The sequence below is a fragment of the Halanaerobium salsuginis genome (assembly GCF_900114545.1).
Classification (GTDB): domain Bacteria; phylum Bacillota; class Halanaerobiia; order Halanaerobiales; family Halanaerobiaceae; genus Halanaerobium; species Halanaerobium salsuginis.
This window is the reverse complement of record NZ_FOTI01000017.1, coordinates 1-15,611: the sequence shown is the minus strand read 5'-3', so window position 1 is coordinate 15,611 and position 15,611 is coordinate 1. Positions and strand designations below refer to the sequence as shown.

Below are 15,611 nucleotides of genomic sequence, written 5' to 3'. Positions count from 1 at the left end.
AAGTTTATTTATGAAAATAGCATTAATTCACTTTAGAACAGGTCAGACAGATGGTGTTTCGCTTGAAATGGATAAATGGAGATTTGTTTTAGAGAAAATGGGTCATCAGGTAAGATATATTTCGGGGAGTCCTGAAGCGGATATTTATTTACCAGAGTTGAATTATAAAAATCCTCAAAATGAAAAATTTGTCAGAAATGCTTATCAGCATTTAAGTGACTACCAAAATGAAACAGCTTTCAAAACAGAAATCATGACTGCTGTTGAAAAATTGAATCAGCATTTAAAAGAAGTAATTAAAAAAGCTAAATTTGATCTATTAATTCCTAATAATATTTTTTCTTTAGGCTGGAATATCCCGGCTGCTTTAGCATTAGCAAAAGTTATTCGTGAATTTGAATTACCTGTTATTTGCCATCATCATGATTTTTATTGGGAGCGCGAGCTTTATAGTGAACCCAGCTGTAATTTTATAGCTGAAATACTGGCAGATTATTTTCCTCCTTCTCTTACTAATTCAGAAGAGGTTGTAATTAACAGTCTAGCTCAGGCTGAACTAAAAAAACGTAAGGGACTTAAGTCAACAGTAGTACCAAATGTATTTAATTTCCAGCAGCAGCCCTGGCAGATAGATAGTTATAACTATGATTTACGCAGCAAACTTGGAATCAAAGCTGATGATATTATTATTTTACATGCAACCAGAATTGCAGAACGAAAAGCTATTGAACTGGCAATTGAGACTGCTGCTAAATTGGCTAGGCAATTAACAAATTTTGAGCTTTACGATGGCAGAATATTTGGACCAGAAAATGAAGTAGTTTTTCTCTTACCTGGATTACCGGAAGCAGAAGCAGCTTATCTAGAATTTTTAAAGCAAATGGCAGCTGATTATAATCTGAAACTTATTTTTGCTAACCAATTATTTGCTCAGCAGCGTCAACAATCAGCAGGACAAAAGATTTATTCATTTTGGGATAGTTATGTAATTGCTGATTTAATAACTTATACTAGTATTAAAGAAGGTTGGGGTAATCAATTATTAGAAGCTTTATTTGCTCAAAAACCTCTGCTTATCTTTGAGTATCCGGTATTTCGGGCTGATCTCAGTTCATATGGGCTTAAACTTGCTTCATTAGGTAGTGATTATCAAAAAAGGAAGAATGGCTATATCAAATTACCAGCTGATCAGTTTAAAGGTGCTATACAAGAAGCAATCAAATATCTTAAAGACACTAATTATAGATCTGAGGTTGTAGCACATAATTTTGCAGTTGGGGCATGTTATTTTTCTTATCAAAGATTAGAAAATTTATTAGAAAAGCTGTTGACTAAATTTGACTTAGTCACTTAGTTTTAAAATATTAGTTTAATCTAGGTCACTTTAAATATTATTTTTGGGGCTTAATTTTTTTAACTGGAGTGATAATTTATGAATTTTACTATATCTGAAAAGCAAAAGCAAAAATTAAAAAACAAACTAGTTTTAGTTTATAGTCAACAAAAAGCTGATTTGATTTATCAGAAGCTGGAGAATATTATCCAGGAATTTGCAAATGTGCATCCTGAACTGAGAGCTAATAAATCTGATCCAGAAAACTTAACTGCAGCTGATAATGTTGTGATTTGTTATGGTGATCATCTTAAAGGCAGCCAGGAGAAACCACTACAAACTTTGCGTAAATTCTTTGAAAATTATCTAGCTGATGTAATTAGTATTATTCATATCTTGCCTTTTTTCCCTTACTCTTCAGATGATGGCTTTGCAGTTATTAATTATAAAGCGGTAGATCAAAAACTTGGTAATTGGAAAGATATTAATGATTTTCGCAAAGAGTTTTCGCTTTTATTTGATGCAGTAATAAATCACATTTCAGCTTCCAGTGACTGGTTCCAGAAATATCTAGCCCAAAAGGGCAAATACAGCAGATATTTTATTGAAGTGGATCCCGAACTTGATTTATCAGAAGTGACTAGGCCACGTGCTAAACCACTTTTAACAGAGGTTGAGACAGTTGCTGGCCTTAAATATGTCTGGACTACTTTTAGTCCAGATCAGATTGATCTTAATTTCAAAGAGCCAGCTGTATTACTTGAAATTATTACAGTGCTGTTATTTTATGCTGCCCAGGGAGCAAGAATAATTAGATTAGATGCAATTGCTTATCTCTGGAAAGAAATAGGTACCAGCTGTATCCATTTACCAGAAACTCATCAGCTAATTCAGCTTTTTAAAGAAATTTTTGAAATTGTAGCTCCCAAAACACTAATTTTAACAGAAACTAATGTACCACATGCAGAAAACATTAGCTATTTTGGCGGTTCTGCAGTAGAGGAAGCTGATCTTGTCTATCAATTTGTCCTACCACCACTTGTACTATATACTTTTTTAGAATCAGATAGTCGTAAACTTACTAAATGGGCTAAAAAAATAAAAAAACCAGCTCCAGGTAATTACTTTTTTAATTTTTTGGCTTCCCATGATGGAATTGGTTTACGACCAGCAGAAGGTATTTTAAATGAGTTAGAAATAGAGAAGATAGTAACAGCTGTACAGGCTAAATCAGGTCAGATTTCATATAAACAAAATAGTGATGGCACAAAAAGTCCTTATGAGCTAAATATAACATATGTTGATGCCATTAGAGATAAGACTAAATCAACAGCAGAACAAGCAGAACAGTTTTTGGCATCTCAGGCAATAATGCTTGTTTTGCAGGGGATTCCAGGCATCTATCTCCACTCATTACTTGGCTCAGAAAATTATTTAGCTGGAGTTGCTGCTACTGGGGAAAAGCGAACTATTAATCGGGAAAAATTACAGATAGAATATTTAACTACAGAGTTAAAAACTAAAGGGAGTTTTCGCAATTTAGTTTTCACTGGTTATAAAGAATTATTAAAATTACGTTCATCAGAATCAGCTTTTGATCCCCAGGCAGCTCAAAAAATACTTGATTTAAATAAGCATATTTTTGCTGTGCAGCGAGGTCAAGGTAGAGAACAAATTAGTTGTTTAATTAATGTTTCAGCACAGCAAGTAAAATTAAGTCTTTCACCTCAGATATTTAGTAGCTTAAAAAGAGATAAAATAACCGATCTATTAACTGCTAAAACTTATTATTTGACTAATCAAATTGAAATTGAACTAGAGCCATATCAAATTTGCTGGCTTAAATAATTTTTTACTTTATCTTTATTTAGCTGTATCATGTAATTAAATCATTTATTAAATTATTTAAGCTGGAGGTAAAGTATAATGAAAATAGTAGTTCTAGATGGCCAGGCACTAAATCCGGGAGATCTAAGCTGGCAAGGATTGGCTGATTTGGGAGAGCTTCAGGTATATCCTCGTACACCAGAAGAGAAAATCAAGGCAAGAGCTCAGGGAGCAGAAGTTTTATTAACTAATAAAACACCTTTAACTGCTGAAACAATAGCTGACTTACCTGACTTAAAATATATTGGAGTACTGGCAACAGGCTATAATGTAATTGATATAAAAGCAGCGGCTGAAAAGGGAATAGTAGTTACTAATGTACCAGCCTATGGAACAGATGCAGTTGCTCAATTTGTGTTTGCACTGTTGTTAGAATTGGCTCATCATGTTGGTGAGCATAATCATGCTGTTAAGGATGGAGCCTGGCAGCGAGCTGATGATTTTTGTTTCTGGAATTATCCTTTAGTGGAACTCCAGGACAAAGTAATAGGTTTGATTGGTTATGGTAGAATTGGCCAGCGAACAGCAGAACTGGCCCGTGCATTTAAGATGAAAATTGTTGCTTATGATAGAAGCGCAGAGCAAAAAAAGGCTGATCCAGAAATTAATACAGCTAATATTAAATTTCTTTCACTAACAGATCTATATAAAACTTCTGATATAATTAGTCTGCACTGCCCTTTAACAGAAACTACTAGAGATATGATTAATCGTCAGAGTATTGCTCAGATGAAAGAGGGAGTAATAATTATTAATACTGCCCGCGGAGAACTGATTAATGAAACTGATTTAGCAGCTGCTTTAGAATCTGGCCAGGTTAGTGGAGCGGCTGTTGATGTTTTAGCAGCTGAACCACCAACTTCAAATAATCCACTGCTTAATTCAGAAAACACAATTATTACCCCACATATTGCCTGGGCTTCACATGAATCTAGACAGCGTTTATTAAAAACAGTAGTTGCTAATTTAACTGCTTTTTTGGCAGGAAACTCAATTAATCAGATAAATTAATTTATTTGGAAGGAGAGAAGAAATTGAAGATATTAGTTGCACCAGATTCTTTTAAAGGATCATTAACTGCACTTGAAGTTGCTGAAAATATTAAAAAAGGTATTTTAGCTTATAATTCTGAGCAGGATGTAGATTTATTACCGCTGGCTGATGGAGGAGAAGGAACAGTTCAAGCTCTAGTAGATGCTACTGAAGGTAAAATAATTACTGAGCAAGTAACTGGGCCAGCAGGTAATCAAGTTAAAGCTGAATTTGGTATTTTAGGTGATAATAAAACTGCTGTAATTGAGATGGCTGCTGCTTCTGGTTTACCTCTGCTTGCTAAATCAGATCAGAATCCTCTCTGGACTACAACTTATGGTACTGGTGAATTAATATCAGCCGCACTTACTCACCAGGTAGAAAAAATAATTATTGGTATTGGTGGCAGTGCAACAAATGACGCTGGAGCAGGAATGGCTCAAGCTCTGGGGGCAAAGCTATTGGATAAAAAAGGAGAGGAAATCGGATTTGGTGGAGGCAATTTAAATCAGTTAGCTGAAATAGACTTGAGCAGTCTGGATCCAGCTTTGGCTGAGGTCGAAATTTTAGTTGCCTGTGATGTAGATAATCCCCTATTTGGTAAGCAAGGAGCTGCTTATGTCTATGGGCCGCAGAAGGGGGCAGATCAGGCAGCAGTTAAGATTCTTGACCAAAATTTACGCCATTTTAACAGGTTAGTTAAGAAACAATTTGGAAAAGATTTAAATAAAATAGCAGGAGCAGGAGCAGCTGGTGGTCTGGGAGCTGGTCTGGTTGCTTTTTTAGGTGCTGAATTAAAACCGGGAATAGATATTGTTTTTGAACAAATAGATTTTGAGTCTCGTCTCCAGGAAATAGATTTAATATTTACTGGTGAGGGTCAGCTTGATGGACAGTCAATTCATGGTAAAACTCCAGTTGGAGTAGCCCGGCAGGCAAAACTACATAAAATCCCGGTAATTGCTATTGCCGGTACAGTTGCTGAAGATGCAGCAGCAGTTCTCGAAGTTGGAATTACTGCTTATTTTAGTATCATAAACCAACCAGCTCAATTTGAAGAAATTAAGCAATATACACCAGCTTTAATTGAATCATTAGCAGCTCAAATTATGCGGACAATAAATATTAGGAATGAATTTAAGCTAAATTAAAGGATTTTAAACTATTTTATTGTATTATTATATAGAGCAGATAGATAATTTAACTACTCAAAAGATTTAACTTTGACTGAGTCTGTTAAATAAATTATATTTAAATCTGTTATTCATCTTAAATTAGTTAATTAAGGAGTTAAAATGCTGAAAAATTTAGCTGCTAAAGTAAAGCAGAATAATGATCAACTTATTATGACAAAATTTTCGGTTCTGCAATTTTTTTTCTGGAGCAGTTGGGCAATTTTGGGGGCCTATTTAGTTTACTATTTAACTGATCTTGGCTATAGTAATCTAGAAATAGGTAGTATGATTTCTTTAAGAACTTTTATGGGACTCTTAGGCCCACCAATTGTTGGTTATATTTGTGATCGTCTGCAGACTAGAAAATGGATTTTTATTTTTTCGATGTTTTTGATGGCTTTAGTAGCAACCCCGGCTATTTTTTACGGGGATTTTTTATTAGTTTTAATGATAGGAATAATTGGATTTCTGTGGGAACCACAGCAATCCGTGCTTGATAGTTGGATCTTAGAAACATCAGCTTATACAGCCCATAATTATGGTTTTATGAGAGCCTGGGGATCTATTGGCTATGCAATTGTTGTTACTATAGCAGGTCAGGTAATTGAAAGATTTGGCTGGACTATTCATTTTTCCAGCTATGGAATTATTATCTTAGCTGTTTTAATAGTTGCTTTTAAAACTGAAGATAAAAGTTATGATCGTTTAAAAGCTAGTAAACTTAAATCAGAAATAAATCAGCCAGAAGAGCATATAATCGAGTTATTTAAGAATTTTGATTATGTTTTTATTTTATTAATTAGTCTGCTTATTTTTATTCCTAATCAGATGATTTTTATTTATTTAGCGCCAATTATTAAATCTGTTGGTGGTAATACAGCTGATCTTGGTTATACTCTATTTTTTAATGCGTTAAGTGAGGCCCCAATTTTTTTTACAGCTAAATTTTTTCTGGCCAAGTATAAAACTAAATTTCTACTTCTTTTTTCAGCTTTTTTTTATCTGCTGAGATTTATTATTGCGGCTCTGGCTGTTTCACCAGTTTATTTTATTTTTTTTGGTATGCTGCAGTCACTATCTTATGGAGTTTTTCTAGTAGCAGTTCGTTATTATGTTCGATTAGTTGCACCGGAAAATTTAATTACAACTGCGCAAAGTATTACTCTGATGGCAGCATTTGGAGTAAGTGGAATTGGTGGAAGTATTTTAGGAGGTTATTTAATCGATGGCTTTGGGACTGCAATTATGTTCAAAGTTAGTATTTCAATGGCAGCAACAGCAGTTTTTATTTTGCTGTTAGTAGTTCTAAAAGAAAAATTTCAAACTTGAAATTAGTAATCTAGGTGATTGTAAATGCAAAAAAATTTAACTAAGAATGATAATAGTGTATCGGAAAATCGGGCAGCAATTTTAAATGGCTCAATTCCTAAAACATTGTTTAAGATTTCCTGGCCAATTATGGTGGGAAACACAATGCAGGTTTTATATAATTTAGCTGATACTTTTTGGGTAGGTAAAATGGGCGCAGATTCTGTTGCAGCTATTTCATTGGGTTATCCGCTGGTTTTTCTATTGATTTCAATTGGTGGTGGAATGACAGTTGCCGGGACAACGCTTGTTGCTCAATATACAGGAGCTAATAATCAAAAAATGGTTGATCATGTAGCTGGACAAATTTTTACTCTAGTTATTTTTTTAGCTCTGCTTTGTGGTAGTTTAGGCTTCATTTTTGATCGAAAAATATTATATTTAATTGGAGCACCAGAAAAAATTATTGGTGATGCAGTTGCTTATTTAGATATAATTTTTGCTGGAGTAACTTTTATGTTTATTTTTTTTGTTTTTCGAGCTCTGTTAAGAGGAGTAGGAGATACAAAAACTCCAATGAAAATGATGGTTTTTTCAACAATATTTAATATTATTTTAGATCCTTTTTTAATTCTGGGATGGTGGATTTTTCCAGCCTGGGGAGTCAGAGGTGCTGCAATTGCAACTATCTTATCCCGGGCCATTGCTGGTCTTTATGGTATATATATTCTTTTTAAAGGAGAAAAAGGAATTAAGCTTTATGCTAAAAACTTAATTCCTGATCTTGAAATGCAAAAAGGAATCATTAAGCTAGGTGTACCATCTGCTACTGAGCAATCGATCATTGCTTTAGGTATGACTATTTTAATGGGTATCGTTTCTAATTTTGGCACAATGGTTGTAGCAGCCTATGGGATTGGAAATAGAATCATGTCAGTTGTAATGATGCCAATGCGAGGTTTATCGATGGCCACAACTACCATGGTTGGTCAAACAATTGGTGCTGATAAAGTTGAAAGAGCTGAAAAAATTGTCTGGACAGCTGTTATTTTAACTTTTGCTATTATGTCAGCTTTAATTTTAATTACTCAGATTTTTCCTGGTCAGATTATTAAAGTATTTAATGATAATGAAGAAGTTGTCAGTTATGGAATTGCTTTTCTTAAAATAGTTGGTCTTTCTTTTGGCTTTCTGGGGATTAGGATTGTAATAGGGGGCTCTTTTAGAGGAGCAGGTAATACAATTGCTGCTATGATTTTAGCATTAATTTCTCTCTGGGGACTAAGAGTTCCAGCAGCTAAACTTTTATCAGGTTATTTTGCTCTGGGAGCAAATGGAATCTGGTGGGGAATGTTTATTTCTAATTTTATCAGTGCGATTATTGGCTTAGTCTGGTTTAAGCATGGTGGTTGGAAAAAGAATAAAGCTATTTAGATTTAACTTAATAGTAGATGAGTGTAAAATTATTATTTTTTATCTACTATTTATTTAATAAGCAAAGAAATTAAAATTTAGAGCAGGAATATTAGTTTCAATCTTGAATTAGTATATTAGTAAGATAATTTAAGACTTAAATTATCTTTTAAATTTATTTATTTTGACACACGTACTTCAAAAAATTGGAAGGGGGGTTAAAAATTGCGGGAGAATAAGAATATAACTGTAACAGAAATAGCCAGGAGGCTTGATTTGTCAAGGAGTACAATTGATCGGGTAATAAATGAAAGAGGTAATGTAGCAGCAGCTACTAAAGAAAAAGTTTTAAAGTATATTGAAAAAATAAATTATACTCCAAATCGGGCAGCCAGACATCTAGCTAAAATGACTAATTATACAATTGCTATCTCATATTATTTTCCACGCAAGTTTGCTGAAAAGATTAATCAGGGTATTGATGAAATTTATGAAGAACTAAATCACTATGGATTAAACATAATTATTCGAGCTGCTCAGTCTCGGGAAGAACAATTAGCTCAGATTAAAGAACTGGCTGAACAAGTAGATGCTTTAATTTTATCTGCCTGGGACAAACCAGAACTCATTACTCTAATTAATGAGTTAGTTGAAAGAGGAATCCCAGTGGCTACTTTTAATCGTGATTTACCTGGCAGTAATCGTCTCTTTTATTTTGGCTGTGATTATTATCAATCAGGGCGTTTAGCAGGAGAAATCATTGCCAAAATGGCTGACCCGGGAAAGATTGCTATTATTGGAGATCCTGAAGACAGAATTGCTGCTCAACGAATTACAGGTTTTAAAGATGTTTTACAGAAACTTAATGACTTTAAATTAATTGGTCCCTGGGAAATTACTCAGAATTTTAATTTAACAGCTTCTTTAAACAAAGAAGTAGTTGAAAAAGTAGAGGAAATTAGTTTAGTTAATCAAGACTTGACAGCAGTTTTTGTAGTTAATCAAACTTTAAAGGCAGTGGCAGAAGCAATAAATAAACTTGGCAAGGCAAGTCAAGTGAAAATAATTGGCTATGACTTATACCAGGGAACCGTCAAATTAATTGAGGCTGATTTAGTTCAGGCAGTTATTTGTCAGCAGCCTTTTAACCAGGGCTATTTTCCTTTAAAATTACTATTTGAAATGCTAGCTGATCAGAAAGATATTCAAACCGAAGAGTATATTACTAAATTAGAAATAGTAATGAAAGAAAACCTCTGCTACTATGATAACTATCGGGGATTGAGTTAAAAATTTGCTTTTTTTGAGACACGTGTATCAATAACTATTTAGGTAACTTTATTAAGAATTAGCTGTAGTTTTAAAAATTTAATTGAAGGAGGCTATTATGGGCAATAAAAGTAAAAAAGAACTAATTTTATTTACCTTACCGGCATTGATTATGGTTAGTATAACTATTTATCTGCCATTTGTAATTAGCAGTTATTATTCTTTAACTGAGTGGAACGGAATTTCTAAATCTGCTAAATTTATTGGATTGCAAAATTTTAAAACTTTATTTTTTAATAATTCCCAATTTCTTAATGTTCTAATTTTTACAGGGAAATATACGTTTTTATTTATGCTGTTGAGTAATGTTATGGCATTAATTCTGGCAACTTTTCTGGTTCAGAAAATTAAGACAGCAAATATTTTAAGAGGGGTATTTTTTGTTCCATATATTATGAGTATGATTATAGTAGGCTTTATCTGGAAATTTATTTTTTCACAGGGTTTTGCACGCTTATTTGAAATTACAGGTTGGGGATTTCTTAATTTAAGCTGGCTCGGCAATGCACATCTGGCCTTTTACGCAGTTGTTTTTGTAGGAGTATGGCAGCAATTAGGATTTTATATAGTACTCTATATTGCTGGTTTGCAGGCTATTCCCGAAGATGTTATGGAAGCTGCTACTGTAGATGGAGCAGGTGCTCTAAGCAGATTTTTTAGAGTTAAATTGCCGCTTCTTGGTCCTTCAATAACAATTTGTCTTTTTATGTCACTAACTAATGGGTTAAAAGTTTTTGATATCATTCTGGCTTTAACTCAAGGAGGACCAGGTGGAGCTACTTATAGTGCTACTCTTGATATTTATCGCGAAGCCTTTCAGTATAATAATTATGGGTTAGGATCAGCCAAAGCGCTTGTTTTTTTCTTGATTGTTTTAATTATGACACAAATTGTTTTAACTATATCACGTAGAAATGAGGTAGAAGTTTAATGAAAATATCACAAAAAAATAAACTTAAAAACCTTATTTTAGAATTTATTATTATTTTAATTGCTATTGTCTTTATTTATCCTGTTTTCTTAATGGTAATTAATTCTTTTAAATCATTTAGAGAAGTTATTATTGATGTAATTGCTTTACCAGAAAAATTGAACTTTAGTAATTACTTGTATGTAATTGATAAAATGAATTATCCCCAGCTATTTTTAAATAATCTTTTAATTACTGCAATTGGTATAGCAGGCATAGTTGCTTTATCTTCACTTGCCGCCTATATTATTGATCGTCAGCGTAATAAATATACCAGACTGGCCCAGCTTTTTATAATTACTCCAATGCTGATTCCTTTTCAAACTTTCATGATTACACTTTTAAAAGTAATGAATATAATTCATCTTTCTGGTAGTCGGGTTGGACTTGGAATTCAATATTGGGGATTTGGAATTCCAATGGCAACTTTTATCTATATTAATTTTATGAAGACTATTCCCCGGGAAATAGATGAAAGCGCTTATATAGATGGAGCTTCTACTTTTAAGACTTTTATTTATGTTATTTTTCCTATATTAAAACCGGTAACTGTTACAGTTATTGTACTTGATGTAATGTGGATTTGGAATGATTTTCTCTTACCACTTTTAATGGTAAATAGCAGTGAAAAAACCAAGACATTAGTTCTGGCAGCCTACAATTTTGTTGGCCAATATAATACTCAATGGCATTATGCTATGACAGCTATGGTTTTAACTGTCGTACCTTCAATTTTATTTTTTATCTTTTTACAAAAATATATTGTAAAGGGGGTTGTAGCTGGTTCAGTCAAGGGATAATTATGTATTTAAATTAAACTAAAAATTATAAAGGAGAGATTTTAATGAAAAAAATTATTTCAATTTTAGTAATTACTGGCTTATTATTTGGCTTAACTGGTACTATTACAGCTCAGGAAAAAACAATTGATATCTTTATTTCGATGCCCGAATATGCAACAGCGATTAATCAATTAATTGATGCTTATCAAAAAATAGAACCTGATGTTAAAATTAACTATCAGACTATCCAGAGTGATTATCCAACTCTATTAAAAGTTAAACTTAACTCAGGGGATGTACCTGACATTTTTGCTTCTGCACCTGGTAAAGAAATAGATCTTTATAAAGAATATTCTTATGATTTGAGTGGTCAACCTTTAGTTGATGCTATGCAGCCAGCTATTAAAAAAGTTATGGCAGATAGCAGTGGTGAGGGAGTTTATGGACTAGCAATTAAAGGAAACTATTTTGGTTTGATTTATAATAAAGATTTATTTGCTCAGGCAGGTATTGAACAGGCTCCAGCTACAATGTCAGAGTTAGAAACAGCTATTACAAAATTAGAAGAAGCTGGAATAACTCCCTTTACTAGTGGCTTTGGTGAATGGTGGGTTTATAAACATGTTTTTCAGCATTTTTTGGCAGCAACAACCAATAATCCAGCTGCTTTAATTAAAAAATTTGAAAATGGTGAAGCGAATTTAAAAGATTATCCTATTTTATATAATAACTTTTTTCACTTTGTAGATTTAGTATCAGAGCATGGTGATGCTAAACCTTTAGAAGCAACATTGAATACTGAAATTGCTAATTTTTCTACTGGTAAAGCAGCAATGATGGTTGGTCAGGGTCCCTGGGTGGAAGATAGTTTAGATCAAATTGACCCTAATTTAAAAATTGGTTTTGTTGGTTATCCTGTTTCAGATAATCCAGCTCAAGCACAAGTTATTTCTGGTGCAGATCAAGCCTTAAGAATTAGTAGAAATTCAGATAATTTAGAAACAGTCTTAGATTTTGTTAACTGGTGGTATACCTCAGATTACGGTCAAAATTGGTTTGTAAATGTTGCTGGAGTAGTACCTCCAGTAAAAATGGATTATCAATCTGATTATGACATAATTAAAGGAGCTAAACAATCAGTTGCTGCTAAAGGAGCAGGTCAGTTAACTATTATTTATTCAACTGATTCTTTCCATATGGCTTTTGCAGAAGCAATGCAGGCTTATGTTGGTAATACTATTGATAAAGATCAGGCTTGTAAGTTAATTGAAAATAATTGGGTTAAAGTTGATGGTAGTAATTAGACTTATTAAATAAACTTTTTTAGACTAAATCAACTGAATTAATGAGTGGAAAGAGCTAACTCGTTGTGGGAAGTAGTTTGCTTTTTCTGCTCTAATTTATTTGTTAGGGAGAGGACTGGTTAATAAATGAAGTTTACAGAAGGTTACTGGCTTAGAAGTGAAAAAGCAAATCCAGTTTATGCAATGCATGCCTATCAGGTTGAGAAAATTGAAAATGGCATGCGAATTATTGCACCTGGCCATAAAATTGAGAGTCGAGCTGATGCTCTTGATGTTGGAACAATTACCATTGAATTTAAAGCAGTTGGCCCGGGGATTATTAATGTAAAAAATTCACATTATCAGGGATATAAAGATAATAAAATTAGATTTGATAAGAACCTTAATCCTCAGTCGGTAGATGTTGAAATAACTGCCTCAGAAGCAGTTATGACAGCTGGAGAAGTTACAGTTAGAGTAGATAGAGATAATTTTGGTTATCAATTTGAGGCAGATGGTAAAATTTTGACAAGCTGTGGTTTTAGAAACCTTGGTTATTTTCGTTATAACAAATCTTTTGCTTCTATGCTGCCCAGCAATGATTATTTAAAAGCAGACTATGATCCTTATCTTTTAACAGAGCTTTCGCTTGCTCCGGGGGAGTGTGTCTATGGTTTTGGAGAAAGATTTACTGCTTTCGTAAAAAATGGTCAGGTTGTTGAAACATGGAATGAGGATGGTGGAACTGCATCTCAGGTTGCTTATAAAAGTATTCCATTTTATATGACAAGTCACAATTATGGTGTTTTTGTTGATCATAGTGATAATGTATCATTTGAAGTTGCTAGTGAAAAAGTTGAATATGTTGGTTTCTCAGTTCCTGGTGAGGAATTAAGCTATTATTTTATTTATGGAAAAGATAACAAAGAAGTGCTGAGTCGTTATACAGACTTAACTGGTAAGCCTGCTTTGCCACCTGCCTGGTCTTATGGACTCTGGCTTTCTACTTCTTTTACTACTGACTATGATGAAGAAACAACTAATAAATTTATTTCGGGAATGGAAGAACGTGATATTCCACTTGATGTTTTCCATTTTGATTGTTTCTGGATGCAAGAATTTCACTGGACAGATTTTAGCTGGGATGAACGTATTTTCCCTGATCCAGCTGCTATGTTAAAGCGCTATCATGAAAGAGGTTTAAAAATATCTGTCTGGTTAAATCCTTATATAGCTCAAGGAACTGAATTCTTTCGGGAAGGTTTAGCAAATGGTTATTTTGTTAAAAGAAAAGATGGCAAAGGGATTAAACAGCTCGATCATTGGCAGCCTGGTATGGCCCTGGTTGATTTTACTAATCCAGCAGCTGCAAATTGGTATGCTGAACAGCTAAAAAAATTACTGGATTTAGGAGTTGATTGCTTCAAAACTGATTTTGGGGAAAGAATTCCAGTTGATGTTGAATATTTTGATGGCTCTGATCCAGCAGCTATGCATAATTATTATACCTATCTTTATAATAAGACAGTTTTTGAGCTTTTAGAAAAAGAAAAAGGTAAGAATGAAGCTGTTTTATTTGCTAGAAGTGCTACAGCAGGGAGCCAGAAGTTTCCTGTTCACTGGGGAGGAGACAGTTCAGCCAGTTATGCTTCTATGGCTGAAACTCTACGAGGTGGTTTATCTTTTGCCATGTCCGGTTTTTCTTTCTGGTCACATGATATTGGTGGTTTTGAAATGACTACTACACCTGATCTTTATAAACGCTGGGTGCAATTTGGTTTACTTTCAACACATAGTCGTTTGCATGGCTCACAAAGCTATCGAGTTCCCTGGTCATTTGATGAAGAGTCAAGTAAGGTTCTGGAAAAGTTCACTAAACTCAAATTGGGTTTAATGCCGTATTTATATGCAATGTCAATTAAAGCTGCCCGGACTGGAATTCCTGTTCTGAGACCCATGATTTTAGAATTTCCAGCTGATCCAGCTGTTAAATATCTTGATCAGCAATATATGTTAGGAGACTCAATTTTAGTCGCTCCAATCTTTAATAAAGCTGGAAAAGTAGACTATTATTTACCAGATGGTAATTGGACACATTATTTAACTGGAGAGATTAAAAAAGGCGGCTGCTGGTATAGTGAACAATATGATTATTTTTCTCTACCTATTTACATTAGACAGGATAGTGTACTAGCAGTTGGCTCGCAAAGTAATCAGGCAGATTATGATTATTTAACTGACCTTAGTTTAAATGTATACAGTTTGACTAGCAGTGTAATTCAGACAGAAGTATTTACCAGTCAGGCTGAATTGGGACTTAAAGTTAAGCTTGAAAAAACTGCTGATCAAATTAAAATTAATTTATCTAAATTGCCGGCCGGCTTAAGAATAATTTTGCATAATCCTGTTAAAGCAAATTCTGTAAGTGGAGCAAACTATAATTTTACTCAAGATGAAGCTGTTTTAACTCCAGTTGAGCAAGAAGTTATAGTCAATTTTTAATTTAAATATATTAAAAAATAAAATTTAACTAGATTAATTATTTTATTTAGAAAAAAGGCTGTCTTAAAACGAGACAGCTTTTTTTACCTGATTATTATAAAAATGCTAAAGAACTTTCTAGAGCAGGCGACAATTACTATTCAAAAGAGCTGGTACTATATATGTGGGAAAAATTTTATCAAGAAGTTGCTCAAAATTAGTTTTTAGCAGCAAGTTAATTCTTCATCAATAAAAGAGCAATTTAATATATAAGCGAATTTCATAATACGCTTAATTTAGTTTAATTCAAAAAAATATTGTCTGTGAATCATAAAAATAAGCCTTTTAACTTGAAATTGTAGATTTTAAAAATTTACCATAGATTTACTGCTAAATTTAAACGCACTTAGCTTGGGTAACTTAAAATCATGTTTTAAAATGCTCTTTAAGCAGCTAAAGTCTGGTTTTGAAGCTTGATTTTCTCTGCTGCAATTCTTGCAGCTATCAAACTGATTGAGCTTAACAGTAAATGAGTTTTAACTTTTTTGGCTCCCATTACAGTTAAGTTCTCTAAATTCAGATGCTCTTTTAGCCTGGAAAAAGTTCTCTCAACACTGG

The 15,611-nt window shown here is 33.3% G+C and carries 11 protein-coding genes; all 11 read left to right on the top strand.

What is annotated here, in order from left to right; translation table 11 throughout:
- The first annotated feature begins 10 nt into the window (after positions 1–10).
- Positions 11–1,354 (top strand): glycosyltransferase family 4 protein, encoded by a 1,344-nt coding sequence (locus BMZ74_RS06980; RefSeq protein WP_089861419.1) that lies wholly within the window; start codon positions 11–13, stop codon positions 1,352–1,354.
- A 78-nt stretch (positions 1,355–1,432) separates the two neighbouring features.
- Entirely contained in the window at positions 1,433–3,181 is a 1,749-nt protein-coding gene (locus BMZ74_RS06975; protein ID WP_089861417.1) for a sugar phosphorylase, read from the top strand.
- Between the two features lie 78 nt (positions 3,182–3,259).
- Complete coding sequence (locus BMZ74_RS06970; RefSeq protein WP_089861415.1) at positions 3,260–4,231, top strand: D-2-hydroxyacid dehydrogenase; 972 nt, start codon at positions 3,260–3,262, stop codon at positions 4,229–4,231.
- Positions 4,232–4,254: 23 nt separating this feature from the next.
- Positions 4,255–5,403, top strand: coding sequence for a glycerate kinase family protein (locus tag BMZ74_RS06965; RefSeq protein WP_089861413.1), 1,149 nt, complete (start codon positions 4,255–4,257; stop codon positions 5,401–5,403).
- A gap of 144 nt (positions 5,404–5,547) precedes the next feature.
- A complete protein-coding gene (locus tag BMZ74_RS06960; RefSeq protein WP_089861411.1) occupies positions 5,548–6,756 on the top strand; it encodes an MFS transporter in 1,209 nt (402 codons plus the stop codon).
- Between the two features lie 24 nt (positions 6,757–6,780).
- Positions 6,781–8,169: an MATE family efflux transporter gene (locus BMZ74_RS06955; RefSeq protein ID WP_089861409.1), complete on the top strand. Its 1,389-nt coding sequence runs from the start codon at positions 6,781–6,783 to the stop codon at positions 8,167–8,169.
- A 204-nt stretch (positions 8,170–8,373) separates the two neighbouring features.
- Entirely contained in the window at positions 8,374–9,438 is a 1,065-nt protein-coding gene (locus tag BMZ74_RS06950; RefSeq protein WP_089861407.1) for a LacI family DNA-binding transcriptional regulator, read from the top strand.
- A 97-nt stretch (positions 9,439–9,535) separates the two neighbouring features.
- Positions 9,536–10,408 (top strand): carbohydrate ABC transporter permease, encoded by an 873-nt coding sequence (locus tag BMZ74_RS06945; RefSeq protein WP_089861405.1) that lies wholly within the window; start codon positions 9,536–9,538, stop codon positions 10,406–10,408.
- A complete protein-coding gene (locus tag BMZ74_RS06940) occupies positions 10,408–11,247 on the top strand; it encodes a carbohydrate ABC transporter permease (protein ID WP_089861403.1) in 840 nt (279 codons plus the stop codon). Before BMZ74_RS06945 ends, BMZ74_RS06940 begins: the two co-directional genes overlap by 1 nt.
- Positions 11,248–11,291: 44 nt before the next feature.
- Positions 11,292–12,533 carry an ABC transporter substrate-binding protein gene (locus BMZ74_RS06935; RefSeq protein ID WP_089861401.1) on the top strand — a complete coding sequence of 414 codons (1,242 nt, stop codon included), beginning with the start codon at positions 11,292–11,294 and terminating at the stop codon, positions 12,531–12,533.
- A 126-nt stretch (positions 12,534–12,659) separates the two neighbouring features.
- Positions 12,660–15,014, top strand: a complete 2,355-nt coding sequence (gene yicI, locus BMZ74_RS06930) for an alpha-xylosidase (RefSeq protein ID WP_089861399.1) — start codon at positions 12,660–12,662, stop codon at positions 15,012–15,014.
- Positions 15,015–15,611 lie beyond the last annotated feature (597 nt).